This is a genomic window from Azorhizobium caulinodans ORS 571 (assembly GCF_000010525.1).
Taxonomy (GTDB): Bacteria; Pseudomonadota; Alphaproteobacteria; order Rhizobiales; family Xanthobacteraceae; genus Azorhizobium; species Azorhizobium caulinodans.
Genome location: NC_009937.1, coordinates 5,301,466 through 5,324,946 on the forward strand (window position 1 = coordinate 5,301,466; position 23,481 = coordinate 5,324,946).

Below are 23,481 nucleotides of genomic sequence, written 5' to 3' on the forward strand. Positions count from 1 at the left end.
GCCGCCACTATAGCGGCCGGCACTGCAAAGGCGAGCCCCCGCCGATCACCGTCGTATCAGGAAGGTTTCCGGCGGGCGACGACATTCCCAGCCCGCCGTCTCCAGCGTCGGCACCTCATGGTCCGCGCGCGCAAAGCCGATGCACAGATAGCCGACGAAATGCCACGTGGCGGGCACCTCGAGCGTGGCGGCGAGCGGCGCCGGATCGAGGATGGAGACCCAGCCTACGCCGATGCCCTCCGCCCGCGCCGCCAGCCAGAGGGTATGGATCGCCAGTACGGCGGAATAATCGAGCGCCTCCGGCATGGTGCGGCGCCCGAGACCGTGGCCCTGCTCCGTCGAGGGATCGGCGAACACTGCGACGTGGCAGGGCGCATCGTCGAGCCCCGCCAGCTTCAGCCGGGCATAGAGCCCCTGCCGCTCGCCGGGCTCGGCGGCCAGCGCCTCGCCATTGGCGCGCTCGAAATTCGCCCGTACGGCCGCCCGCCGGGCGGGATCGTCCACGAGGACGAAGCGCCAGGGCTGGGAGAGGCCGACCGACGGCGCAAGGCAGGCGGTGGCGAGGAGGCGCTCCAGCGCCCCCTGCGGAAGTGGATCGGGACGGAAGGCACGCACATCCCGGCGCCAGGCGAAAAGCTCATGGAGCTCCGCGCGGAAGGCGTCGGAAAAGCGCGGCGCGCTCACGCCGCCGGGCCGAGCTTCTTCAGCCAGCGGCGGGCCTGCTGCCGCACGCGGGCCGGAGCGGTGCCGCCGTAGCTGGTGCGGCTGCGCACGGAATTGGTGACGGAGAGCACCGAGAACACATCCTGGGTGATGCGCTTCTCGACGCCCTGCATCTCCTCCAGCGAGAGGCGATGAAGCGGCACACCGCGCTCCGAGGCGAGCGCGACGATGCGGCCGGTGACATGATGGGCCTCACGGAACGGAATGTTCAGCGTGCGCACCAGCCAGTCCGCGAGATCAGTGGCCGTGGCATAACCCTGACCGGCCGCCGCCTTCATGCGGGTGGCTTCCGGCTCCATGTCGCGGACCATGCCGGCGATGGCGGCGATCACCAGCGAGAGCGCGGAGAGGGCATCGAAGGTGCCTTCCTTGTCCTCCTGCGTGTCCTTCGCATAGGCGAGCGGCAGGCCCTTCATCACCACCAGGATGCCGGTGAGGGCGCCGATGATGCGGCCGGACTTGGCGCGGGCGAGTTCCGCCGCGTCCGGATTGCGCTTCTGCGGCATGATGGACGAGCCGGTGGTGAAGGCGTCCGTGAGCTTGACGAGGCCGAAGGCCGGCGACGTCCAGATCACGATCTCCTCCGCGAAACGGGAGAGATGGACGGCGCAGATGGACGCCGCCGCCAGGGTCTCCATCACGAAGTCGCGGTCGGAGACGCCATCGAGCGAATTGGCGGTCGGCCGGTCGAAGCCGAGCGCGGCGGCGGTCGCCTCCCGGTCGATGGGGAAGGACGTGCCGGCGAGCGCCGCCGAACCGAGCGGGGATTCATTGAGGCGCTTGCGCGCATCGGCAAACCGGCCCCGGTCGCGACCCAGCATTTCCACATAGGCCATAAGGTGATGACCGAAAGTGACCGGCTGGGCGTTTTGAAGATGGGTGAAGCCGGGCATCACCGTCCCGGCATGGGCGAGCGCCTTTTCCGCCAGCGCGCGCTGGAGATCTGCCATCTGCTCGTCCAGCGTGTCGATGGTGTCGCGCACATAGAGGCGGAAGTCGGTGGCCACCTGATCGTTGCGCGACCGGGCGGTGTGCAGGCGGCCCGCGGGCGCGCCGATCAGCTCCGCCAGACGCGACTCCACGTTCATATGGATGTCTTCGAGATCGCGGCGGAAGGTGAACTTGCCGGCCTCGATCTCTGACAGGATCGTGTCTAGACCCTTCTGTATCTTCTGCGCATCCTTCGCCGCAATGATCTTCTGGGCGGACAGCATGGCCGCGTGGGCCTTGGAGCCTGCGATGTCCTGCGCATAGAGACGCTGATCGAAGCCGATGGAGACGTTGATCTCCTCCATGATAGCGTCCGGACCGGTGGAGAACCGCCCGCCCCACATCTTGTTGCTCATGACGGACCTCCGATGACCGATGCCAACCTGCCGCGCCCGGATGATGCCCCCGGCGCGCCTCCCGCCAAGACCCCGACCGCAGCCGCCGGCAAGCCGGGGCGCATGATCGGTCTGGTGGCGGGAGCGGCGGTTCTGGGGGCCGTGACCGGCGCGCTCGCCCTATACGGGATGAATGGGCTCAAGGGCAATGCGTCCGCAACGAAACCTCTGCCGGACGGCACCGTGCCCGCCGCCACTGCCGCCATATCCGATCCCGACTGCGCCGGCGCGGTCGCCACCGCCAAGCGCCTCGCTCCCTTCGCCAAGGGCGAGCTTGCGGCACTGAGCCTTGCCACCGAGCCGCGCCGGCTGCCCCCGCTCACCTTCACCGACGGGGCCGGCAAACCGGTGACGCTGGCCGACTTCAAGGGCAAGACCCTGCTGGTGAACCTCTGGGCCACCTGGTGCGTGCCCTGCCGGAAGGAAATGCCGGCCCTCGACACGCTGGAGAAGGAGCAGGGCAGCGCCGACTTCCAGGTTCTGGCCATCAATCTCGACACCAAGGATCCGAAGAAGCCCCGCGCCTTCCTGGACGAGATCGGCGTCTCCTCCCTCGCCTTCCACGCGGACCCGGAAACCAAGACTTTCCAGGCGCTGCGGAGCGTGGGGCGCGGCTTCGGCCTGCCCACCACCCTTCTCGTGGACGCCAAGGGCTGCGAGATCGGCTACCTCGCCGGCCCCGCCGAATGGGCGTCGGAGGACGCGCAGACGCTCATCCGGCAAGCGGTCGGCAAGGGGGTGTGAGGGGGACAGGCGGCATGATCGGTGCGCAGCGTTCCTTGATCGACACCGTTGCGATGTCTGCGATCGGCATCCCAGCGGGTGCCCATTCGCTTTATCGCGGACCTGATCTCACACCCGTGGTATGGTTCAGTCTATGCCAGCCCTTGATATTGCTCAGCTGACCCCACGCGAACGGCTCGACCTGATAGCCGAGTTGTGGGACAGCCTTGCCCCTGAAGACGTTCGCCTGACCCCAGCCCAGGACGCGGAGCTGGCCCGGCGCATGGCAACCTTTGACGCGGATCGCGCCGACGCGGTGCCGTGGGCGGAAGTCGAGCGCCAGCTAGACCGCCAGTGAATGCCACGCGTCTTGTTCCTGCCCGCCGCTCGGGCCGACCTTGCCGACGCACTGGCGTGGTATGGGACGCACGCTCCACAGATGGTGCCACAGTTTCGTGCCGCGCTCGGGGCAGTGGTCCGGCGCATGGAGGAAAACCCGCGTCAGTTTCGACGGGCCTCCCACAATACCCGCCACGCCCTGATGCGCAGATTTCCCTATGTGGTCATCTTTCGGGACGAGCCGGAGGCGGCATATGTGATCGCCATATTCCACGCCAGCCGCGCCCCTCGATCCTGGCAGGGGCGGCTGCCGTAACCCAAGCCGGATGGTCAGGGAATGGCGGCATAGAGCAGCGCCCCAAACAAAAAGCCCGCCATCGCGGCGGGCTAGTCATCTTCGGTCGGGAAGAACGGGCTTCCACCCTCAGCGGGTCGGCACCGGCTTTTCGCCGCGATAGTCGTAGAAGCCGCGCTGCGTCTTCCGGCCGAGCCAGCCGGCTTCCACATACTTCACCAGCAGCGGGCAGGGGCGGTACTTGGAGTCCGCGAGGCCCTCGTGCAGCACCTGCATGATGGCGAGGCAGGTATCGAGGCCGATGAAGTCCGCCAGCTGCAGCGGGCCCATGGGGTGGTTGGCACCGAGCTTCATGGCGCGGTCGATGGCATCCACGGAGCCCACGCCCTCATAGAGGGTGTAGATGGCCTCGTTGATCATCGGCAGCAGGATGCGGTTGACGATGAAGGCCGGGAAGTCCTCGGCCACCGCATAGGTCTTGTGCAGCTTGGTGACGAAGGCCTTGGAACTCTCGAAGGTGTCGTCATCGGTGGCGATGCCGCGCACCAGCTCCACCAGCTCCATGAGCGGCACCGGATTCATGAAGTGAATGCCGATAAAGCGTTCAGGGCGGTCCGTGGAGGCGCCGAGGCGGGTGATGGAGATCGACGACGTGTTGCTCGCCAGCAGCGCGTCCGGCCGCAGCACCTTGCACACGTCGGAGAAGATCTTGCGCTTGACCTCTTCACGCTCGGTGGCGGATTCGATCACGAGGTCGCACTCGGCCAGATCCTCGAGCGCGCTGCCGGTGGCGATGCGCTTCAGCGCCGCCTGCCGGTCGTCCTCGCTCACGGTGCCCTTGGACACCTGCTTGGCCATGTTGCCGTTGATGGTGGCGAGGCCCGAGCGCACGCGCTCCGGGTCCTGATCGTTCAGCACCACGTCGAAACCGGCGAGGGCGCACACGTGGGCAATCCCGTTGCCCATCTGGCCGGCGCCGATCACCCCGACCTTCTTGATCTCGAGCGACATGATCTCAGGAGTCTCTCGGCTCGCGGTTTGAGAGGCATCCGGCGCGGGCCTCCCGCGCCGGATCATAAGGTCAGCCCTTGGCCTTGGCGACTTCCGCCTTCAGCTCGGGCACGATGGCGAAGAGGTCACCCACGAGGCCGTAGTCGGCCACCTGGAAGATCGGGGCCTCCTCGTCCTTGTTGATGGCGACGATGACCTTGGAGTCCTTCATGCCGGCAAGGTGCTGGATGGCACCGGAGATGCCGACTGCGACATAAAGCTCGGGGGCGACGACCTTGCCGGTCTGGCCCACCTGCCAGTCGTTCGGGGCATAGCCGGCGTCCACCGCCGCGCGGGAGGCGCCCACCGCCGCGCCGAAGGCATCCGCCAGCGGCTCGATCACCTCGGTGAACTTCTCCTTGGACTGGAGAGCCCGGCCGCCGGAGACGATGATCTTCGCCGCCGTCAGTTCCGGACGGTCGGATACCGCAAGGCTCTCGTCCACGAAGGACGACACACCCGGATCAGCCTGCGCCGACACCGCCTCGATGGCGGCGGAACCACCGGTGCCGGTGGCGCCGAAGGAGGCCGTGCGCACGGTGATGACCTTCTTGGCATCCGTGCTCTGCACCGTCTGGATGGCGTTGCCGGCATAGATGGGACGCTCGAACGTGTCGGGCGAGACCACCTTGATGATGTCGGACAGCTGCATCACGTCGAGGAGCGCGGCAACGCGCGGCAGGACGTTCTTGGCCACCGCCGTCGAGGGGCCGACGATGGCATCATAGCCACCGGCCAGCGAGACGATGAGCGCCGCCAGCGGCTCGGCGAGGCGGTGCGCATAGAGGGCGTCGTCCGCCAGCAGCACCTTCTCCACGCCCGCGAGCTGGGCCGCCGCCTCGGCGACGCCCTTGGCGTTCTGGCCGGCCACCAGCACATGCACCGGACCGCCGAGCTGGGCAGCGGCGGTGAGCGCCTTGGCGGTGACGCCGTTGAGAGACGTATTGTCGTGTTCGGCGAGAAGCAGCGTCGCCATCAGATCACCCCCGCCTCGTCCTTGAGCTTGGACACGAGTTCAGCCACCGAACCCACCTTCACGCCCGCCTTGCGGCCCGCCGGCTCGGCTGTGTTGAGCACCTTGAGGCGCGGCGCGACGCTGACGCCATAGGCATCGGGCGTCTTCTCGTCGATGGGCTTCTTCTTCGCCTTCATGATGTTGGGCAGCGAGGCGTAGCGCGGCTCATTGAGGCGAAGGTCGGTGGTCACGATGGCCGGCAGCGCGAGGCGCACGGTCTGGAGGCCGCCGTCGATCTCACGGGTGATGAGAGCGGCATCGCCGTCGATCACCACCTTGGACGCGAACGTGCCCTGGCCCCAGCCGAGGAGCGCCGCCAGCATCTGGCCGGTCTGGTTCGAATCGTCATCAATGGCCTGCTTGCCGAGGATGACCAGCTTCGGCGCCTCCTCGCCGATCACGGCCTTGAGGATCTTGGCGACGGCGAGCGGCTCCACCGTTTCGTCCGTCTTCACCAGGATGCCGCGGTCGGCGCCCATGGCGAGGGCGGTACGGATGGTTTCGGAAGCCTGGGCCGGTCCGATAGACACGGCGACCACCTCGGTGGCGATGCCCGCTTCCTTGAGACGGAGCGCCTCTTCGACGGCGATCTCGTCGAAGGGGTTCATGGACATCTTCACGTGGGCGAGTTCGACGCCGGTCCCGTCGGATTTGACCCGTACCTTGACGTTGTAATCGACCACTCGTTTGACGGGTACCAGGACCTTCATCGAGCCGCGCTCCAACCTGATGGCAAGTTGTCGTTCTGCACTGCGGTTTGCCGACGAAATGCCGTGCGCGCAATGCAGTAAGCCTTGGGGGCGGCACCCTAGGAGTGGCCCGGAAGCGTGTCAACGCCGATGCCGGACCTTGGAGCGCGCCAAAGCAGCGCCCCGGACACGCCTCTGGCTGCCCCTGGCAACTTCATTCGTACACGAATGATACTGCACCGCAAGCAATCGAGATGCTGCGAGGCCACGCTTCCGCTCCGCGGTTCGCGGGCGGCTCACCCCCGCGCCTGCCGGGCCGCCGTTCGCTGCGACGGCCTATTTCTCTCGCAGCGACTTGGTGACGGCATCCACAAGCGGACGCGTGAGATAGCTCAGGACCGTGCGCTCCCCGGTGCCGATCACCACCTCCGCCGGCATGCCGGGGCGCAGGCGGGCCTTCATGTCCTCGGGAATGTCGGTCTTGGCCACCGCCACCACCGCCTGGAAATAGGGCTGCTTCGTCGCCTCATCCACCAGCCGGTCCGGCGAGACCGAGCGCAGTTCGCCGAGGATCAGCGGCGTGGTGCGGGAATGGAAGGCGGTGAAGCGCACCTCGACGCCTGTGATGCCGTCGTGCAGCCGGTCCACGTCGGTGGGCGCCACCTGCGCGTCCACGATCAGTTCGTCGTTCTGCGGCACGATCTCCAGCAGGGTGTCGCCCGGCTTCACCACCGCACCGATGGTGTAGATGCGCGGATTGATGTTCTGCACCACGCCGGCCCGCGGGGCGCGGATGTCCACGCGCTTGAGCACGTTCTCCGACACCGCGAGCTTCTCGGTCACGTCGGAAATCTTCTGTCGGGTCTCCACCATCTGCTGCGCCACATCCTCCTGCTGCTTCTGGAGCAGTTGCTGGATCTGCAGCTTCATCTCGCCGATGGTGTTCTGCGCCTTGGCGGCATCTGCCGTGTTGCGGCCGACGAGACCCTGAAGGCGGGCCTTCTCGCGCTGGAGCTCCGCGAGGCGGGGCTTGGAGACGAGCCCCTTGTCACTCAGCGACCGGATGCCCGTGAGTTCGTCCTCGATATAGAAGAGCTGGCTGTCCAGCGCCTCGCGCTCGCGCTTCAGGCCGTCGATCTCCGTCTCGCCCTGCCGGGCGCGGCTGTTCAGGATGTCGATCTGGCCGTTGAGCGAGGCCTTGCGGTCCCGGAACTGGGCGCGCTGGTCGGCGATGACCGAGCGTACCAGCGGTTCGTTCTCCCGCGCCAGCAGCGCTGCGGGAAAGACGACGGTGTCCGCCTGCGCCCGCTCCGCCTCCAGCCGCGCCTCGGTCGCCTGCAACGTGTCGAGCTGACCGCGCAGGGCGGCGTAGTTGGACTGGGAGCTGGTGGGGTCGAGGCGGAACAGCAGGTCGCCCGCCTTCACGCTCTCGCCGTCCTTCACGTCGATTTCGACGATGATGCCGCCCTCGAGGTGCTGCACCACCTGCCGCTTGCTCTCCACCGAGACGACGCCGTTGGCGATGATCGCACTGTCGATATTGGCCAGCGCCGCCCAGGCGCCGCCGATGCCGAAGGTGAGGAAGATAAGGCCATAGCCAATGGCGGCGACACGACGCATGTCGCTCTTCACCTCCGGCGGCGGCGCGCTGAAATCGAGCCGGGTCGGATTGGCGGGCGGCAAGGCGGGCGTCGAGACCGGCGCCGGCGCGAGGGAGGACGACGGAGGGGTCGGAGAGGCCGGGGGCTTGGCGCCGGCATTGGGCGTGATGGCGGTGTCGCTCATGACCGTCTCCTCACGCCCCCGCCGCCGTGGCGGCGCCCTGCGCCGGCGTCGCGCCCGGCTGCACGAGGCGCGGCCCCAGCAGCTTGGCGATCACCTCGTCGCGGGGGCCGAAGCCGTGGGCTGCGCCCTCGTTCAGCAGCAGCACCACGTCGCACAGGCTGAGCGTGTTGGTCTTGTGGGTGATGAGCACCACGGTGCGACCGGCCGCCTTCAGCGCCTGCACCGCCTGGATGAGCGCCTGTTCGCCCGCGGCATCGAGACTGGCGTTGGGCTCGTCGAGCACGATCAGCGCGGGCAGGCCGTAAAGGGCCCGGGCGAGCGCGATGCGCTGGCGCTGCCCGCCGGACAGGGCGGCACCCGCCTCGCCGATCTCCGTATTGTAGCCGTTGGGCAGGCGCTGGATCATCTCGTGCGTACCGGCCATCTGGGCCGCCTGCACCACCTTGGCATCGTCGCGCGCCCCGAAGCGGGCGATGTTGTCGGCAATCGAGCCGGCAAACAGCTCCACATCCTGCGGCAGGTAGCCGAGATGCGAGCCCAGCTGCTCGGGGTCCCAGTGGCGCAGGTCCGACCCGTCGAGGCGCACCGAACCGGCGCTCGGCTGCCAGACCCCCACCAGCAGGCGGGCGAGGGAGGACTTGCCCGCCGCACTCGGGCCAATGACGCCCAGCACCTTGCCGGCGGGCACCGCGAAGCTGACGCCGCGCAGGACCGGAAACTCGGTACCGGGCGCATGGGCGATGAGATTCTCCACCTGGAGGTCGCCGCGCGGATCGGGCAGGCGCAGGCGCGGCGGCGGGGCAGGGAGGGTGCGCAGCATGTCCTGAACCCGGTCGAAGGCCGAGCGCATGTTCACCAGCGTCTTCCAGTTGCCGATGGCCACCTCGATGGGCTGGATGCAGCGGCCCACGATGATGGACCCGGCGATCATCATGCCCGGCGAAATCTCGCGATTGATGGCGAGATAGGCGCCGAGGCCGAGGATCAGGCTCTGCATGAACATGCGGTTGAAGCGCGTCGCCGCCATGAGGAGGCCGGCCCGGTCGGAGGCCACCGCATGCCAGCCGAGGGCGCCCGCGTGGTTGCGCGCCCAGCGCGCGCGCAGGCTCTCGACCATGCCCATCGCATGAAGGACTTCCGCATTGCGGAAGGTGGTGGTGGCCTGGTTGGCGGCGGCGATGTTCGCCTTCGTCGCCTGATCCAGCAGCGGTCGGGTCGCCCGGTCGTTGGCGAAGGCGAGAAGGCCGGAGATGACGCAGCTCAGGAGCGCGATGAGGCCGTACCAGGGGCTCAGCGCCAATGCGAAGGCTATGTAGATGGGCACCCACGGCAGGTCGCACAGAGAGACGAGCCCGGCGCCGGTGAAGAATTCGCGCACCGTGTCGGTGTCGCGCAGGGCCTGCGTGTGGCCCGAGGACGGCCGGCGCAGGCTGGCGCGCTGCACCGCGTTGAACACGTGGGCATTCACCTCCTCGTCGAACCGGAGGCCGGCCCGCACGAGAATGCCGGTGCGCAGGGATTCCAGCGCCGAGGCCACGGCATAGAGCACCGCCACGAGGACGGTCAGCACCCCCAGCGTCGCGAGGTTGCGGCTGCTCAGAACCCGGTCATAGACCTGCATCATGTAGAGCGGCCCGGTGAGCCCGAGCACGTTGATGAACAGACTGAAGACCGCCGCTCCCACAAGTCCCGGCCGGGCGGCCCGCAAGGCGGCATTCAGCGCCGTATCGGCCTTCGGCGCCAAAAGGCGCTGCCGCATCTGAGCCAGAGACATCACTTCCCCCACGCATGAGCCGACTGCCCGCCAATGCCTCACCCCGGCACTGGCACGCCGCAAGCGGTAGCCGGTTCGCGGCGATCCTATCGCGGTTCCATCCTGCCGTCATCGCGCGGCACTCTTCCGCCGCGGGCAAAAAGCCTACTAAATGGGGCGAAGGCGCATGCTGCGTCGCGAAGACAAAAACAGGGTGGAACATGACGAGCGCGGTCTGGGCCGTGGTGAGCGAGCAGGAAGCCGGCGGTCCGGACAAGGACCAGCCGTTGCGGGACGACATCCGGCTGCTCGGCCGCATCCTCGGCGATACGGTGCGGGAGCAGGAGGGCGATGCCATCTATGAGCTGGTGGAGACCATCCGCCAGACCTCCATCCGCTTCCACCGCGATGCCGACGAGGCCGCGCGCCAGGAACTGAACGCGCTGCTGGAGAGCATGACGCCGGAGGTGGCGGTGCAGATCATCCGCGCCTTCTCCTATTTCTCCCATCTCGCCAACATCGCCGAGGACCAGCACCACAGCCGGCGCAACCGCGCCCATGCGGTGGCCGGCTCGGCGCCCCGCCCGGGCACCCTCGCCAATGCGCTCGCCCGCGCCGAGAAGGCCGGCATCGGCGCCGCCGAGCTGCGCGCCTTCTTCGACGCGGCGCTGGTGAGCCCGGTGCTCACCGCCCACCCGACCGAAGTGCGCCGCAAGAGCACGATGAACCGCGAGATGGAGATCGCCGATCTCCTGGATCTCAAGGAGCGCCTTCAGGCGACCCCGCAGGAAGCGCGCGAGCAGGACGAGAAGCTGCGCCGGGCGGTGCTGACGCTGTGGCAGACCGCCCTGCTGCGCAAGTTCAAGCTCACCGTCCTGGACGAGGTGCAGAACGGCCTCTCCTATTACGACTACACCTTCCTGGCCGAGGTGCCGCGCCTCCTCTGCGCGCTGGAAGACCATCTGGCGGAACAGGAAGGCGGCGAGCCGGGCGCGGAGCTGCCGCCGTTCCTGCGCATCGGCAGCTGGATCGGCGGCGACCGCGACGGCAATCCCTTCGTCACCGCCGACGTGCTGCGCGAGACCGTGCGCCAGCACCGCGACCGGGTGATGGCTTTCTATCTGGAGCAGGTCGGCCTGCTGGTCACCGAGCTGTCGCTGGCCAAGCGCCTCGTTGCCGTTTCCGAAGACCTGACAGCGCTGGCCGAACGCTCGGGCGACCGGGCGCCGGAGCATCGGGAGGAGCCCTATCGCCTCGCACTGGTGGGCATCCACAACCGCCTCAAGGCGACGGTGGCGGCGCAGAAGGCTGCCGACGACGGCAAGACCATGGGCGCGGCCGAGGACGGCCACCTGCCCTATCCGGACGCCGCCGCCTTCCGGGCCGACCTCGACATCCTCTATCGCTCGCTGATGGCCAACGGCTCGGCCATCCTCGCCCGCGGCCGCCTGCGCCATGTCCGCCGGGCGGTGGACAGTTTCGGCTTCCACCTCGCCAGCCTCGACCTGCGGCAGAATTCCGACGTGCACGAGCGCACGGTGGCGGACCTGCTGGAACAGGCGGCGCCGGGCACCAACTATCACGCCCTCGACGAGGAAGCCCGCATCGCCGTGCTGCGGGCGGAACTGACCAATCCGCGTCCCCTGGCCTCGCCGTTCCTGAGCTATACGGAGGAGACGCGATCCGAACTCGCCATCCTGCGCACGGCTGCCGAAGCCCACGCCCGGCTCGGCAAGACGGTCATTCCCAATGCCATCATCTCCAAGGCCGAGGGCATCTCGGACATGCTGGAGCTGGCGCTGCTCCTGAAGGAGGTGGGGCTCGTCTCCGCCACCGGCGAGAGCGCCATCAACGTCATCCCGTTGTTCGAGACCATCGGCGACCTTCAGGCCTGCGGCCCGGTCATGGACCGCCTGCTCGCCCTGCCGGAATATCGCGCGCTGGTGGACAGCCGGGGCGGCGAGCAGGAGGTGATGCTCGGCTATTCCGACAGCAACAAGGACGGCGGCTTCGTCTCCTCCGGCTGGGAGCTCTATAAGGCCGAGATCGCCCTCATCGAGGTGTTCGCCCGCCACAAGGTGAAGCTGCGCCTGTTCCACGGCCGGGGCGGCTCGGTGGGCCGGGGCGGCGGCCCGTCCTATGACGCCATCCTCGCCCAGCCGGCGGGGGCGGTGAGCGGGCAGATCCGCATCACCGAGCAGGGGGAGATCATCTCCTCCAAATATTCCAACCCCGAGAACGGCCGGCGCAACCTCGAGATCCTCGTCTCCGCGACGCTGGAATCCACTTTGCTGGAAGCCGAGCAGGCGAGCCCCCGCCCGGAATTCCTCGCCGCCATGGAGGAACTGTCCAAGACCGCGTTTACGGCCTATCGCTCGCTCGTCTACGAGACCCCGGGCTTCGAGGACTATTTCTGGTCCTCGACCGTCATCAGCGAGATCGCGACGCTGAACATCGGCTCGCGCCCGGCCTCGCGCAACAAGACCCGCGCCATCGAGGCGCTGCGGGCGATCCCCTGGGTGTTCTCCTGGTCGCAGTGCCGGCTGATGCTGCCCGGCTGGTACGGCTTCGGCACGGCGATCGCCGCCTTCGTGGAGGCCCGCCCGGTGGACGGCATCGCCTTCCTCCAGTCCATGTACCGGGAGTGGCCCTTCTTTCGTACGCTCCTGTCCAACATGGACATGGTGCTCTCCAAGAGCAGCCTCGCCGTCGCCTCGCGCTATGCCGAGCTGGTGCCGGACGAGGAGCTGCGCACGCGCATCTTCAGCCGCATCTCCGCGGAATATCAGAGCGCTATCACCAGCCTGCTCGCCATCATGGGGCAGAAGAAGCTGCTGGAGGCCAACCCGCTGCTGGACCGCTCCATCCGCAACCGCTTCCCCTATCTTGACCCGCTCAACCACATCCAGGTCGAGCTCCTGAAGCTGCACCGGAGCGATGCCGGCAGCGACCATGTGCTGCACGGCATCCAGCTCACCATCAACGGCATCTCCGCAGGGTTGAGGAACAGCGGCTGAGGCGGACGCCGACCATCGTTCTTGCGACAGGGCGCCGGCAAATCTTGCCTCTCCCCCCCTGATCGCTTAAGACGCACCAAAGGCCCCGGACCCAAAGCCGGGGCTTTCCTGTGTTCGCGGCCCGCACGGGCCACGGCTCCTTCCCGGGGCCGGTAGCTGGAGGACCCCACACCGTGGCCAACGTGGTCGTGGTCGGCTCGCAATGGGGCGACGAAGGTAAAGGCAAAATCGTCGACTGGCTCTCGGAGCAGGCCGACGTCGTGGTGCGCTTCCAGGGCGGGCATAACGCCGGCCACACGCTGGTGGTGGATGGCGTCACCTACAAGCTCTCGCTGCTGCCCTCGGGCGTGGTGCGTCCGGGCAAGCTGTCGGTGATCGGCAATGGCGTGGTCCTCGACCCGCAGGCGCTGGTCGACGAACTCGCGCGCCTCGAATCGCAGGGCGTGCATGTGGGGCCGGACCGGCTGCGCATCGCCGAGAATACCCCGCTGATCCTGCCGCTGCATCGCGAACTCGACGCTCTGCGCGAGAACGCCAGCGAAGGCACCCGGATCGGCACCACCAAGCGCGGCATCGGCCCCGCCTATGAGGACAAGGTCGGCCGCCGGGCCATCCGCCTCGTGGATCTGGTGGATCCCAAGGCGCTCCCCGCCAAGGTGGAGCGCCTGCTGACCCATCACAATCTCATCCGCCGCGGCCTCGGCGTGGAGGAAGTGAACCCGCAGGCGCTGGTGGACGAGCTGCTCGCCCTGGCGCCCAAGGTTCTGCCTTACATGGACCGGGTGTGGGAGCTGCTCGACAAGGCCCGCAAGGACGGCAAGAAGATCCTGTTCGAGGGCGCGCAGGGCGCGCTGCTCGATATCGATCACGGCACCTACCCCTATGTGACCTCGTCCAACACGGTGGCCTCCTCGGCGGCCGGCGGCTCGGGCGTCGGTCCGGGGGCGCTGGACTATGTGCTGGGCATCACCAAGGCCTACACCACCCGCGTCGGCGAAGGCCCCTTCCCGACCGAGCTCACCGACGAAGTCGGCAAGACGCTCGGCACCAAGGGCCGCGAGTTCGGCGTGGTGACGGGCCGCCCCCGCCGCTGCGGCTGGTTCGACGCGGTGCTGGTGCGCCAGACGGTCCGCACCTGCGGCATCCACGGCATCGCGCTGACCAAGCTCGACGTGCTGGACGGTTTCGACGAGATCAAGGTGTGCGTCGGCTACAAGCTCGACGGCAAGGAGATCGACTATTTCCCCTCCGAAATGGGCGCGCAGGCGCGGGTCGAGCCGATCTACGAGACCATCGAGGGCTGGACGGACTCCACCGCCGGCGCCCGCTCCTGGGCGGACCTGCCGGCCGAGGCGGTCAAGTATGTCCGCTGGCTGGAGGAACTGATCGGTTGCCCGGTCGCCGTGCTGTCGACGAGCCCGGAACGGAATGACACGATCCTCGTGCACAATCCTTTCCAGGCTTAACCCTAGTTTTGTGATTTAAGGCAAAGCTCCCGCCCCATGGCTGATTATTACCCGCTCCTGGTGCGCGCGATCTCCGGTCTTCCGCAGAACACGGCGGAAGCGCGAAAGGTCGTGTACGACCGGGCGCGGGCAGCCCTTCTCAAGCAGTTGCGCAGCGTCGATCCCCCGCTCCCCGAGGGCGAGATCGGACGCGAGCGCCTCTCGCTTGAGGAAGCCATCCGGCGGATCGAAAAGGAATATGTCGGGGACGCCCCGGAGGCGGCACCGCCCGCTCCCCCGCCGTCCCCGGCTCCGCGCCCGCCCCGTCCCGAGGCGGCGCCCCACGCCCCGCTCAATCCGCGCCGCCCGGCAAGCCCCGACCAGCCGCCTGAGCCGGTGCGCGCCGGTGCCTCCAAGCCCGCTTTCGTGCGTCCCGCCCCCGGCTCCGTGCCGGAAGACGAGACCACGGTCATCCGCGATGCGGAGCCGACCGGCGGTGCAGAACCCTCCGGCGATGCCCCCGCCGACGAGCGCCGGCCGCGGGTCGGCCGCGCCACGGTGCGCAACCGCAACGGTGCCGATGCGGCGCCCGAGACCGGTGGCAAGGGCAAGCGCATCGCCATCTTCGCCGGCATTTCGCTGGTGCTGCTGGGCGGCATCGGCGTCGCCATCTGGAAGCACAGCGCCATTGCCGCGCTGTTCGGCGAGCGGCCGCAGCAGCAGGCCGCGCCGAGCGCGCCTCCCGCGACGCCCGATCAGCCCAAGAGCACCGACCGCGTGACGCAGGCCGGCGGCGCCGCCCGTCCTGCCCAGCCGGCGCAGGCCCCGCGGGCGCCCGGACAGGCCACCACGACCCGCGCCCTGCTGTTCGAGGAAAGCCCGGGCAACGCCCAGCAGATCCAGCAGTTCGAGGGCACCGTCACCTGGAAGACAGAGACCGTCTCGGGTGGCCCCGGCCAGCCGCCGGACATCGGCATCCGGGCGGAGATCCAGATCCCCGAGCGCAAGATCAACGTGAGCTTCACGCTGCGCCGGAACCTCGACCAGACGCTGCCGGCCTCGCACACCATCGAGATCAATTTCGCGCTGCCGCCCGACTTCCCCTATGGCGGCGTGGCCAACGTGCCGGTGGTGCGGGTGAAGCAGACCGAGAGCGCGCAGGGCGCCCCCCTCGCCGGCCTGTCGGTGAAGGTGAGTTCCACCTCCTTCCTCGTCGGCCTGTCGGCGGCGCAGGTGGACAAGGAGCGCAACCTCCAGCTCCTCCAGACCCGGCCGTGGATCGACATCCCGATCGTCTACACCAACAACAAGCGGGCCATCATCGCCTTCGACAAGGGCGCGGCGGGCACGCAGGCCTTCCAGGACGCCTTCTCCGCCTGGGGCGAACTCTACAAGGGCGACGGCGGCTGACCGCCGGCCCCTTTCGAAGCCGGAAAGCAGAACGCCCGCGCTCCTTCCGGACCGCGGGCGTTTTCATCTCTGGCAGGACCCGGGCGGCTGCGCCGCCCGGACGGGCCGGGCTCAGGCCTGGCCGGCGGTCTGCAGGTTCTGGGCTTCGGCCATCATGCGCTGCTGGTAGAGCGCGGCGAAGTCCACCGGATCGATCATCAGCGGGGGGAAGCCGCCGCCGCGCACCGCGTCCGCCACGATCTGGCGGGCGAAGGGGAAGAGCAGGCGCGGGCACTCGATGAGCACCACCGGCTGGAGGCTCTGCTCCGGCACGTTCATGAGACGGAAGATGCCGCCATAGGTCAGGTCGAAGGCAAACAGGGTGTTGCCCTGGACGGCCGCGCCGCCCTCGATCTTGAGCTCGACCTCGAACTCGCCGGGCGCCAGCGGGCGGGCGTTCACATTGATCTGGATGTTGACGTCGGGCTGACCCTGCGGCGCGCCGAGCGAGCGGGGCGCATTGGGATTCTCGAACGAGAAATCCTTGATGTACTGAACGAGCACGTTGAGCGCCGGCGCCGTGTTATCGGTCGGGCTGCCATTCTGCGTCGCCATGCTTATCTCCTGTGAGTTCCGGCGTACCAAGGCCAAGGGTCGCGCGGTCGCTACCATGCCCGGTGGCGGGCGGCAACCGGACGACCCGGTATTCGCTACAGTTCAATTGTCTCGGTCAGGCGACAGCCTCGGGGTGCCCCAAGCGCACGCCTGAGAAGTTCCATCGGCTCAGCGAACAGCCGGTATGCGCGGTGGCGTGAGAGAACATCGCCGCAGCGCCGTCGGAGTACTCCTTGCTGGGAATGACCCGCCCGTGGCACTCGAGACAGCGAAACAGGTGCCCCTTCGGTAACTCGAGCGCCTGCTCGATATTGATTTCGAGCCAAACCGTGTCGACCTTGATTTGCGCGCTTTGCATGTGCTCCCCCCGGAACAGATCGGCGTATATTCGCAGGATAGGAGCATGCCATGGCAAATGACGAGACCCCGACCCCCACGGCCCCCCGCAAGGATCTGAGCCCGGCCGCCCAGCGGGCGCTCGCCGAGGCGGAGGCCCGGCGCGCCGCCATCGATGCGGCGGCGAACCTGCCGAAGGAGATCAACGGGCGCGGCGGCAAGGAGCCGGTGCGCTATGGGGACTGGGAAGTGGGCGGCATCGCCAGCGACTTCTGATCGCCTGCGCAGACGGAGCCGGGACACCCGGCTCCGTGCTCAAGACCGGGATGTCAGTGGCCGAGATACAGGGCGATGAGGCTGACGCCGCCGATGAGAATGCGCCACCAGCCGAACACCGCGTAGCCGTGCCGCGACACGAAATCGAGCAGCGTGCGGATGACCAGCAGCGCCGCGCAGAAGGCGGCGACAAAGCCCACCGCGATCAGCAGGCCATCGTCCATCGACAGCGCGTTGCGGTTCTTCCAGAAGTCATAGACGAACGCCCCCAGCATGGTGGGCAAGGCGAGGAAGAAGGAGAATTCCGCCGCCGAGCGCTTGTCCGCGCCAAGCACCATGGCACCGACGATGGTCGAGCCCGAGCGCGACATGCCGGGAATGAGGGCAAGGCACTGGAAGAAGCCGATGCCGAGCGCCGTCGTCAGCGGAAAGCCCATGGCGTTGTTGAAGCGCGGCTTGAACGGGATGCGGTCCAGCAGCACCAGCACGATACCGCCGAAGATCAGCGCCGCGCAGACCACCTTGGGGCTCTCGAACAGCACCTCCTTGATGAAGCCGTGCAGCGCCACGCCGATGATGGCCGCCGGCAGGAAGGCCAACACGATGCCAATGACGAAGCGGCGCGCGCCAGGGCTCGTGGGCAGTTGCACCGCCACGCGCAGGAAGCGCTGGAAATAGACCACCAGGATCGCCAGCACGGCGCCCAGCTGGATCAGGACCTCGAAGGTCTTGCCGGTGCTCTCGAAGCCGATGAAGTGGGCGGCGAGCAGGAGATGGGCGGTGGAGGAGACCGGGATGAACTCGGTCAGTCCCTCGAGCAGGCCGAGAACGAGGGCTTCCATCAGGGTGCCGAGGGTCATGGGGGCTTTGGTTCCGCAGAAGGGCACGGGAAACGCGCCGCAGCCGGCGCGGCGGCATCCTGTCGTCTCGGGCGGACGCATGCAATCTCAGGCTGAAAGCGGCGCCGACCGACGCAACGTCAGCCTGTGGAAATGCATGAACCATGTTGCGGCATTGCCACAACGCTGCCGCGAATGGCGTCTTGCGGCGCCCGGCGAACGTCTTTAGACCGTGTGGAAACGGAGCGGCCACAAGGTTTCCGTAACGCCGGCCGGATCTTCTTCCCTTGATACAGCTCTATCATCACCCCTTCTGCCCGCATTCGCGTTTCATCCGCCTGCTCCTGGCCGAATATGGAATCGAGCCCGAGCTGATCGAGGTGCGCGTGTGGGAGCGCGATCCGGACTTTCTCGCCCTCAACCCGGCCAACGAGACCCCGGTGCTGACGGAAGAGCATGTGCCCTCGGCGCCCGGTGCCTCCATCATCGCCGAATATCTGGACGAGACGCGCGGCCTTGCGCTCGCCGACCGACGGCTTCTGCCGCACGCGCCGCTGGAGCGCATCGAGGTGCGCCGGCTGGTGGCGTGGTTCCACGAGAAGATGTTCCTCGACGTCACCGAACATCTGGTGCGCGAGCGCATCTACAAGCGCTACATGCGGGCCAATCAGGGCGGCGGGCCGCCGGACGCCACGGCGCTGCGCGCGGCGCGCTCCAACATCCGCTATCATCTGAAATACATCGGGTGGCTCGCCAAGGCGCGGAACTGGCTCGCCGGCGAGCGTCTCACCCACGCGGATCTGGCGGCGGCCGCCCATCTCTCCGTCGCCGATTATCTGGGCGATGTGCCGTGGGACGAGGACGAGGACGCCAAGGCCTGGTACGCGCGGGTGAAGTCCCGCCCGACCTTCCGCGGCATCCTGGCCGACACCATGCCCGGCATGCCGCCCTCCGCGACCTATACGGACCTCGATTTCTGATCGGGGTGGGCGCGGCTTCTGACAAGTCTTGCGTCTGTCCCCTCCCCAGCCCTCCCCCGCAAGCGGGAGAGGGAGCGAGGTCACGCGTGTGCAACGTTGTCACGCACAGCACGGTAAAAGCCCTCTCCCGCTTGCGGGGAAGGGTTGGGAAGGGGCAAAGCGTCGCCTCTCCTCCCCGCGCAGGGGGTCGCCGCCCATGAGCGCGCCCGCCCGCAAGACCGCCCCGCTCTCCCCCTCGGACCTCAAGGACCAACTCCGCGCCCTGGCGCTGGAGGAAGGCTTCGACGCCTTCGGCATCGCCGATCCCGACGCCGTGGGCGATGCCGGCACGCGCCTGCGCCACTGGGTGGCGGAGGAACGCTATGGCGACATGGGCTGGATGGCCGAGACGCTGGACCGCCGCGTCCATGCCCGTGCCATGTGGCCGGAGGCGCTGCGGGTGGTCATGCTGGGCATGAATTACGGGCCGGACGAAGACCCGCGCACGGTTCTCGCGGAACGCAGCCTGGGCGCCATCTCCGTCTATGCGCGGGGCGAGGACTATCACGACATCATCAAGCCCAAGCTGAAGCGTCTCGCCCGCGCGCTGCTGGCGCTCGCCGGCACGGGCGATGTGAAGGTGTTCGTGGACACCGCCCCGCTCATGGAAAAGCCGCTCGCCATGGCCGCCGGCCTCGGCTGGCAGGGCAAGCACACCAATCTGGTCTCGCGGGCGCGGGGCTCGTGGCTGTTCCTCGGCGCCATCGCCACCACGCTGGACCTGCCCGTGGATGCGCCCATGGGCGATCATTGCGGCCAGTGCCGGGCCTGCCTCGACGCCTGCCCGACCGCCGCCTTTCCCGCCCCCTATCAGATCGACGCGCGCCGCTGCGTCTCCTATCTGACCATCGAGCACAAGGGGCCGATCCCGCGCGACCTGCGCCCGCTCATGGGCAACCGCATCTATGGCTGCGACGATTGTCTCGCCGCCTGCCCCTGGAACAAGTTCGCGGAGCTGGGGCGGGAAGCGAAGCTCGCCGCCCGCGACGAGAACCGGGCGCCGGACTTGGCGGACCTCGCAACGCTGGACGATGCCGCCTTCCGCGCCCGCTTTCCGAAAAGCCCCATCAAGCGGGTGGGGAGGGGCCGCTTCCTGCGCAACGTGCTGACCGCCATCGGCAATTCCGGCGACCCCGCGCTCGTGGCGAGCGCGCGGGCCCATCTCGGCGATCCGGATGCACTGGTGCGCGGCGCCGCCGTCTGGGCGCTCTCGCGCCTTTTGCCGGCGGCGGAGTTCGCAACTCTGGCCGCCGTTCAGGCCGGAGCGGAAGCGGACGCGGAGGTCGCGGCCGAATGGACCGCCGCGCTCGAGGCGGACGCACCACCCCGGACCTGACGCTCCGGCCGTCTTGCCCTTGTCGGACTTCTTCGCCAAACGAAGGGCATGAGCACGCTTCTCGCCGTAGGGCTCGGCTATTGCGCCCGCCACTTCATCGCCAGCCATCCGGCCGTGTTCGACCGGGTGATCGGCACCGCCCGCACGGCCGAGGGCGCAGCCGCCGTCACAGCGACGGGCGCGGAGGGGCTCGTGTTCGACGGCTCGGCGGTCCACCCGGAGTTGGCGGCCGCCATCGCAGCGGCGGATGTGCTGATGCTCTCCGCCCCGCCCGGCGAGGCGGGCGATCCACTGCTCGCCGCCGCGCGGGCGCAGATCGAGGCGGCTCCCAACCTGCGACAGGTGCTCTATCTCACCACGCTCGGGGTCTATGGCGACCATCAGGGCGGCTGGGTGGATGAGGACACACCGCCCAAGGCCGGCAGCGCCCGGCTGGAGCGGCGCCTCGCGGCGGAGGCGGACCTGCTCGCGCTCGGGACGGCGAAGGGCATTCCGGTGGCCGTGCTGCGGCTGGCCGGCATCTATGGCCCGGAGCGCAATGCCTTCCTCCAGTTGAAAGCCGGCGAGGCGCGCCGCATCGAGAAGCCCAATCAGGTTTTCAACCGCATCCATGTGGCGGACATTTCCGTCGCCATGGCCAAGGTGATCGAGACCGGTTTCGGCGGGCTGCTCAACGTGACGGACGACCGGCCGGCCCCGCCCGGCGATCCCATCGCCTTCGCTGCCGGCCTCATGGGCATCGCCCCGCCGCCGGCCATTCCGTTCGAGGTGGCCGCGCGCAGCATGTCGCGCATGGCGCTGTCCTTCTGGGCCGCCAGCAAGCGGGTACGCAACGACCGGCTGAAGGCGCTCGGCGTCGCGCTGGCCTATCCCACCTATGAGGAAGGGCTCACAGCTCTCTACGGCGAATTGAAAGGCGCAGGCGAAATTTAGCCGGCGACGCTAATTATTTTGCCGAAGAAGGACCGAGCGCGCCGGGCCGGCCGATCCCCGCCATCAACCAGATGGTCCCGCCCATCAGGGCGCCGGCAAGGCCGCCGGACAGCAGGAACAGCGGGCGGGTCTGCATCGCCCCCTGAAGCTCGGAGAGCCCGAACGCGAGGCCGCCCGTGGGCGCCCAGGTGGCGACCAGCAGCAGCATGCGCACGGCGAGGCCCGCAGCAAACCAGATGGCAATGTGCCGCCACAAGGCCGTGATGCGCCGTGCCGCCAGAAGCCGGTGGATAAGGACGCCCAGCGTCCAAACGCCCGCGCAGCCGAGCAGCAGGCTGAGGACGAGAGAGAGGAGCAGCCATTCGGTGGGGTCGAGCGGACCCATGCTCCGCGGCAGTCCGAACAGGAACATCTGAAGGCCGGTCAGCGCGGGCGCCCACAAAGGCGCAATGAGAAAGGCGCGGAGTGTGCGGTTCATATGGTGACCCTGCCGACCCGATGTGGCGGGCTCAGGGCTGCCCGCCTCCGAACCAGACACGGAACAGGGCGATCTCCGCCCGCGCCAGCGGCGCGAGGCCGTGCGCCAGTGTCAGGCGCGCCGCCGCATCCGCCTCCAGTTCCACCGCCCGAGCCCGTGCTGCCGCGCCGGCAAGGCCGAACTGACCCAGCAGACCCGCCAGCGCATGGGCGGCGGCGGTGACGGCAGCCGGATCGCTGGCCTCCTCCCAGTCCGCGATCTTCTGCGTCGCATTTTCCAGAAAGCGCAGGGCGAGGCGGGCGAACGCCTCCTCCCCCACCGCCTTGCGCAGGGCCGCGATGCCCGCGGGCTGGAAATCGGGCGCGCCATCGGCGGCTGACTGCGGGGCCGTCTCGGCCGGCGGCGTGGCCTCCGCCCTGCGGGCGCGTGCGGAGGGCAGCACGATGCGCTCCACCGCCGGGACGGAGACGGCGGGAGCGGGGGCTTGCACGGCCATGTCCGGCAACGCCTCGCGCACCTGAGGCCCGGCATCCGCCCGCTGGAGCAGCACGAACATCCAGTCGTCTTCGGGCGCCGGCCCGAGGCGGGCGGCAACGCGGCTCGCCGCCCGCGCAGCAGCGGCCTCCAGCGGAGCCGACTGGCGGCTCATCAATTCCTGCGCGAGCCAGTCCGGGCACGGCCCGCCGCTTGCGAGTTCCGCAGGATCGAGACCATCCGTGGACAGCAGCAGGCGCTCGCCCGGCGCCAGGGCGACGCTCATCGCCTCATAGGCCGGCGCTTCGGTGAAGCCCAGCAGGGGACCCGTCACCGGCAGGGGCCGCGCGCCGGCGCGAGTCACCACCATGGGCAAGGGATGGCCGGCGGAGGCGAGCGTGATGGTGCCATCCGCATGGAGGTCCAGGACGAGGGCGGTTGCCACGACGCCCTCCAGCCCCTCCTCCCGGAAGACAATGCCGGACCAGCGGGTGAGAAAGGCGGCCGGGCCCAGCGGCTCGCCGGCGTCCAGGGCCCGCACCATGGCCGCATGCGCCACCGCCCCCGCCTTCGCCTGGATGCCGTGGCCCATCACGTCCGCCAGAACGATGCGGTCGGCGCCAGCGCGAGGCAGATGGATCACGAGGTCGCCGCCGCCAATATCCGCCGTCTCCCAGCGCAGGGCAGCGGCGAAGGCGCCGAGCCGCTCCGGCAGCCGCGGCCGCACCAGATGCTCCAGCGAGGCGCCGAAATAGTGAAAGAGCCGCGCCCGTTGCCGGGCGGAGCGCTCGAGCGCCAGCTTCACCGTCTCGCGCAGGCGATCGGGCATCACCGGCTTGGTGAGGAAGGTATCGACGCCGAGTTCCAGCACCTTCAGCCGCACGGAAGGATCGCCGGTAATCATCACGATGGGGATGGGCGGGCGTTCCGCATCATTCTCCAGCGCCTCGATGAGCGGCGTGCCCTCGTCGGCGCCGAGATGGAAATCGGAGACGATGAGATCCACCCGCGTCTTGCGGGCGAGCGCCAGCGCCTGCTTCAGCGTCTGCGCCGGCAGCACGCGGTAATCAGGCTCGAGAATGGTGAGATAGGCGTCGAGCAGGACCGGCTCGTCCTCCACCACCAGCACCTGCGGGCGGCGACGGGCAAGGCGACGGATGCCGACGAGCCGGTTGGGCGGGCCGGACTGGTAGATCACATCGTCGAGGGCGGCGCGGATGATGGCGAGCCCCCGGCCGCTGCCCCCCTCGGGGTCGGAAGCCGCAAGCCGCGCCCCGCGCCAGCGCTCCTCGAAGGCAGGGAAGGCGCCGCCGTCATCGGTGAGGGTGAAGGTGAGCGTCACGCCGCTCAGCATGACCTCAAGGCCGATGTCCTGCGCCGAGGGCGTGCCGTGGCGCACCACATTGGTGGCAAGCTCCACCACCGCCGTGATGATCTCATCGGCAATGTCGCCGCCGAGGCGCAGCTCCGCGAAATGGCGCCGGAGCGCCTTGCGCAGCCAGGAGACCCCTTCAAGCGTCGCCGGCTGGCGCGCCTCGAACAGCTTCACGCCCGCCTCCCCGCCCGC

The 23,481-nt window shown here is 68.7% G+C and carries 22 protein-coding genes; 10 read left to right on the forward strand and 12 right to left on the reverse strand.

Annotated features, from left to right (window positions below; genetic code table 11):
• Nucleotides 1–45: 45 nt before the first annotated feature.
• Nucleotides 46–684, reverse strand: coding sequence for a 5,6-dimethylbenzimidazole synthase (gene bluB, locus AZC_RS23875; protein ID WP_012173180.1), 639 nt, complete (start codon nt 682–684; stop codon nt 46–48).
• Nucleotides 681–2,069 carry an argininosuccinate lyase gene (argH, locus tag AZC_RS23880; protein ID WP_012173181.1) on the reverse strand — a complete coding sequence of 463 codons (1,389 nt, stop codon included), beginning with the start codon at nt 2,067–2,069 and terminating at the stop codon, nt 681–683. The genes bluB and argH overlap by 4 nt, the downstream gene beginning before the upstream one ends.
• 12 nt (nt 2,070–2,081) lie before the next feature.
• Here argH and tlpA point away from each other — a divergent pair, with 12 nt between their 5' ends.
• The 3 genes from tlpA (at nt 2,082) to AZC_RS26445 (ending at nt 3,486) form a co-directional block, all read left to right on the forward strand.
• Nucleotides 2,082–2,852, forward strand: coding sequence for a thiol:disulfide interchange protein TlpA (gene tlpA, locus AZC_RS23885; protein WP_012173182.1), 771 nt, complete (start codon nt 2,082–2,084; stop codon nt 2,850–2,852).
• A gap of 133 nt (nt 2,853–2,985) precedes the next feature.
• Complete coding sequence (locus AZC_RS23890; protein WP_043880679.1) at nt 2,986–3,189, forward strand: addiction module protein; 204 nt, start codon at nt 2,986–2,988, stop codon at nt 3,187–3,189.
• Nucleotides 3,190–3,486, forward strand: a complete 297-nt coding sequence (locus AZC_RS26445; RefSeq protein ID WP_043879830.1) for a type II toxin-antitoxin system RelE/ParE family toxin — start codon at nt 3,190–3,192, stop codon at nt 3,484–3,486.
• Nucleotides 3,487–3,594: 108 nt separating this feature from the next.
• Here the strand turns inward: AZC_RS26445 and AZC_RS23900 are convergent, their stop codons facing one another.
• The 5 genes from AZC_RS23900 to AZC_RS23920 all read right to left on the reverse strand — a co-directional run bounded on the left by AZC_RS23900 (nt 3,595) and on the right by AZC_RS23920 (nt 9,778).
• The gene (locus AZC_RS23900; protein ID WP_012173183.1) at nt 3,595–4,476 is read right to left on the reverse strand and encodes a 3-hydroxybutyryl-CoA dehydrogenase; all 882 of its coding nucleotides are present in this window, start codon (nt 4,474–4,476) and stop codon (nt 3,595–3,597) included.
• Nucleotides 4,477–4,546: 70 nt separating this feature from the next.
• Nucleotides 4,547–5,491 carry an electron transfer flavoprotein subunit alpha/FixB family protein gene (locus AZC_RS23905; protein ID WP_012173184.1) on the reverse strand — a complete coding sequence of 315 codons (945 nt, stop codon included), beginning with the start codon at nt 5,489–5,491 and terminating at the stop codon, nt 4,547–4,549.
• Complete coding sequence (locus AZC_RS23910; RefSeq protein ID WP_012173185.1) at nt 5,491–6,240, reverse strand: electron transfer flavoprotein subunit beta/FixA family protein; 750 nt, start codon at nt 6,238–6,240, stop codon at nt 5,491–5,493. The genes AZC_RS23905 and AZC_RS23910 overlap by 1 nt, the downstream gene beginning before the upstream one ends.
• A 315-nt stretch (nt 6,241–6,555) precedes the next feature.
• Nucleotides 6,556–8,004 (reverse strand): HlyD family type I secretion periplasmic adaptor subunit, encoded by a 1,449-nt coding sequence (locus AZC_RS23915; protein WP_012173186.1) that lies wholly within the window; start codon nt 8,002–8,004, stop codon nt 6,556–6,558.
• Nucleotides 8,005–8,014: 10 nt separating this feature from the next.
• Nucleotides 8,015–9,778 carry a type I secretion system permease/ATPase gene (locus AZC_RS23920; RefSeq protein WP_197531782.1) on the reverse strand — a complete coding sequence of 588 codons (1,764 nt, stop codon included), beginning with the start codon at nt 9,776–9,778 and terminating at the stop codon, nt 8,015–8,017.
• A gap of 200 nt (nt 9,779–9,978) precedes the next feature.
• Between AZC_RS23920 and ppc the strand changes: the two genes are divergently transcribed.
• From ppc to AZC_RS23935, 3 genes are all read left to right on the forward strand, one after another.
• Entirely contained in the window at nt 9,979–12,774 is a 2,796-nt protein-coding gene (gene ppc / locus AZC_RS23925; RefSeq protein ID WP_012173188.1) for a phosphoenolpyruvate carboxylase, read from the forward strand.
• Nucleotides 12,775–12,947: 173 nt separating this feature from the next.
• Complete coding sequence (locus AZC_RS23930) at nt 12,948–14,240, forward strand: adenylosuccinate synthase (protein ID WP_043879832.1); 1,293 nt, start codon at nt 12,948–12,950, stop codon at nt 14,238–14,240.
• Between the two features lie 36 nt (nt 14,241–14,276).
• Nucleotides 14,277–15,629, forward strand: coding sequence for a hypothetical protein (locus AZC_RS23935; protein ID WP_012173190.1), 1,353 nt, complete (start codon nt 14,277–14,279; stop codon nt 15,627–15,629).
• A gap of 111 nt (nt 15,630–15,740) precedes the next feature.
• Here the strand turns inward: AZC_RS23935 and secB are convergent, their stop codons facing one another.
• Together secB and AZC_RS23945 are read right to left on the reverse strand one after the other, a co-directional pair.
• The gene (gene secB / locus AZC_RS23940) at nt 15,741–16,223 is read right to left on the reverse strand and encodes a protein-export chaperone SecB (protein ID WP_043879833.1); all 483 of its coding nucleotides are present in this window, start codon (nt 16,221–16,223) and stop codon (nt 15,741–15,743) included.
• A gap of 115 nt (nt 16,224–16,338) precedes the next feature.
• Nucleotides 16,339–16,581, reverse strand: coding sequence for a hypothetical protein (locus AZC_RS23945; protein WP_043879834.1), 243 nt, complete (start codon nt 16,579–16,581; stop codon nt 16,339–16,341).
• A 50-nt stretch (nt 16,582–16,631) separates the two neighbouring features.
• Here AZC_RS23945 and AZC_RS23950 point away from each other — a divergent pair, with 50 nt between their 5' ends.
• The gene (locus AZC_RS23950; protein WP_012173192.1) at nt 16,632–16,835 is read left to right on the forward strand and encodes a DUF1674 domain-containing protein; all 204 of its coding nucleotides are present in this window, start codon (nt 16,632–16,634) and stop codon (nt 16,833–16,835) included.
• Between the two features lie 53 nt (nt 16,836–16,888).
• Here AZC_RS23950 and AZC_RS23955 read toward each other — a convergent pair whose 3' ends face one another.
• Complete coding sequence (locus AZC_RS23955; RefSeq protein ID WP_043879835.1) at nt 16,889–17,695, reverse strand: undecaprenyl-diphosphate phosphatase; 807 nt, start codon at nt 17,693–17,695, stop codon at nt 16,889–16,891.
• A 266-nt stretch (nt 17,696–17,961) separates the two neighbouring features.
• Between AZC_RS23955 and AZC_RS23960 the strand changes: the two genes are divergently transcribed.
• The 3 genes from AZC_RS23960 (at nt 17,962) to AZC_RS23970 (ending at nt 20,962) form a co-directional block, all read left to right on the forward strand.
• Complete coding sequence (locus tag AZC_RS23960; protein WP_012173194.1) at nt 17,962–18,654, forward strand: glutathione S-transferase family protein; 693 nt, start codon at nt 17,962–17,964, stop codon at nt 18,652–18,654.
• A 196-nt stretch (nt 18,655–18,850) separates the two neighbouring features.
• On the forward strand, nt 18,851–20,029 hold the full coding sequence (gene queG / locus AZC_RS23965) for a tRNA epoxyqueuosine(34) reductase QueG (RefSeq protein ID WP_043879836.1): 1,179 nt from the start codon (nt 18,851–18,853) through the stop codon (nt 20,027–20,029).
• Between the two features lie 48 nt (nt 20,030–20,077).
• Nucleotides 20,078–20,962 (forward strand): NAD-dependent epimerase/dehydratase family protein, encoded by an 885-nt coding sequence (locus AZC_RS23970; protein WP_012173196.1) that lies wholly within the window; start codon nt 20,078–20,080, stop codon nt 20,960–20,962.
• A gap of 13 nt (nt 20,963–20,975) precedes the next feature.
• Here the strand turns inward: AZC_RS23970 and AZC_RS23975 are convergent, their stop codons facing one another.
• On the reverse strand, nt 20,976–21,440 hold the full coding sequence (locus AZC_RS23975; RefSeq protein ID WP_012173197.1) for a hypothetical protein: 465 nt from the start codon (nt 21,438–21,440) through the stop codon (nt 20,976–20,978).
• 31 nt (nt 21,441–21,471) lie between these two features.
• Complete coding sequence (locus tag AZC_RS23980; RefSeq protein WP_012173198.1) at nt 21,472–23,463, reverse strand: SpoIIE family protein phosphatase; 1,992 nt, start codon at nt 23,461–23,463, stop codon at nt 21,472–21,474.
• Nucleotides 23,464–23,481 lie beyond the last annotated feature (18 nt).

Bases quoted from the DNA above. Each gene is read 5' to 3' on its own strand.
- AZC_RS23970 (WP_012173196.1), top strand. From the start codon at position 20,078: ATGAGCACGCTTCTCGCCGTAGGGCTCGGCTATTGCGCCCGCCACTTC.
- AZC_RS23920 (WP_197531782.1), bottom strand. From the start codon at position 9,778: ATGTCTCTGGCTCAGATGCGGCAGCGCCTTTTGGCGCCGAAGGCCGAT.
- argH (WP_012173181.1), bottom strand. From the start codon at position 2,069: ATGAGCAACAAGATGTGGGGCGGGCGGTTCTCCACCGGTCCGGACGCT.
- AZC_RS23910 (WP_012173185.1), bottom strand. From the start codon at position 6,240: ATGAAGGTCCTGGTACCCGTCAAACGAGTGGTCGATTACAACGTCAAG.
- secB (WP_043879833.1), bottom strand. From the start codon at position 16,223: ATGGCGACGCAGAATGGCAGCCCGACCGATAACACGGCGCCGGCGCTC.
- AZC_RS23900 (WP_012173183.1), bottom strand. From the start codon at position 4,476: ATGTCGCTCGAGATCAAGAAGGTCGGGGTGATCGGCGCCGGCCAGATG.
- queG (WP_043879836.1), top strand. From the start codon at position 18,851: ATGAGCGCGCCCGCCCGCAAGACCGCCCCGCTCTCCCCCTCGGACCTC.
- AZC_RS23950 (WP_012173192.1), top strand. From the start codon at position 16,632: ATGGCAAATGACGAGACCCCGACCCCCACGGCCCCCCGCAAGGATCTG.
- AZC_RS23955 (WP_043879835.1), bottom strand. From the start codon at position 17,695: ATGACCCTCGGCACCCTGATGGAAGCCCTCGTTCTCGGCCTGCTCGAG.
- tlpA (WP_012173182.1), top strand. From the start codon at position 2,082: ATGACCGATGCCAACCTGCCGCGCCCGGATGATGCCCCCGGCGCGCCT.
- ppc (WP_012173188.1), top strand. From the start codon at position 9,979: ATGACGAGCGCGGTCTGGGCCGTGGTGAGCGAGCAGGAAGCCGGCGGT.
- AZC_RS23945 (WP_043879834.1), bottom strand. From the start codon at position 16,581: ATGCAAAGCGCGCAAATCAAGGTCGACACGGTTTGGCTCGAAATCAAT.
- AZC_RS23935 (WP_012173190.1), top strand. From the start codon at position 14,277: ATGGCTGATTATTACCCGCTCCTGGTGCGCGCGATCTCCGGTCTTCCG.
- AZC_RS23890 (WP_043880679.1), top strand. From the start codon at position 2,986: ATGCCAGCCCTTGATATTGCTCAGCTGACCCCACGCGAACGGCTCGAC.
- AZC_RS26445 (WP_043879830.1), top strand. From the start codon at position 3,190: ATGCCACGCGTCTTGTTCCTGCCCGCCGCTCGGGCCGACCTTGCCGAC.
- AZC_RS23915 (WP_012173186.1), bottom strand. From the start codon at position 8,004: ATGAGCGACACCGCCATCACGCCCAATGCCGGCGCCAAGCCCCCGGCC.
- AZC_RS23905 (WP_012173184.1), bottom strand. From the start codon at position 5,491: ATGGCGACGCTGCTTCTCGCCGAACACGACAATACGTCTCTCAACGGC.
- AZC_RS23975 (WP_012173197.1), bottom strand. From the start codon at position 21,440: ATGAACCGCACACTCCGCGCCTTTCTCATTGCGCCTTTGTGGGCGCCC.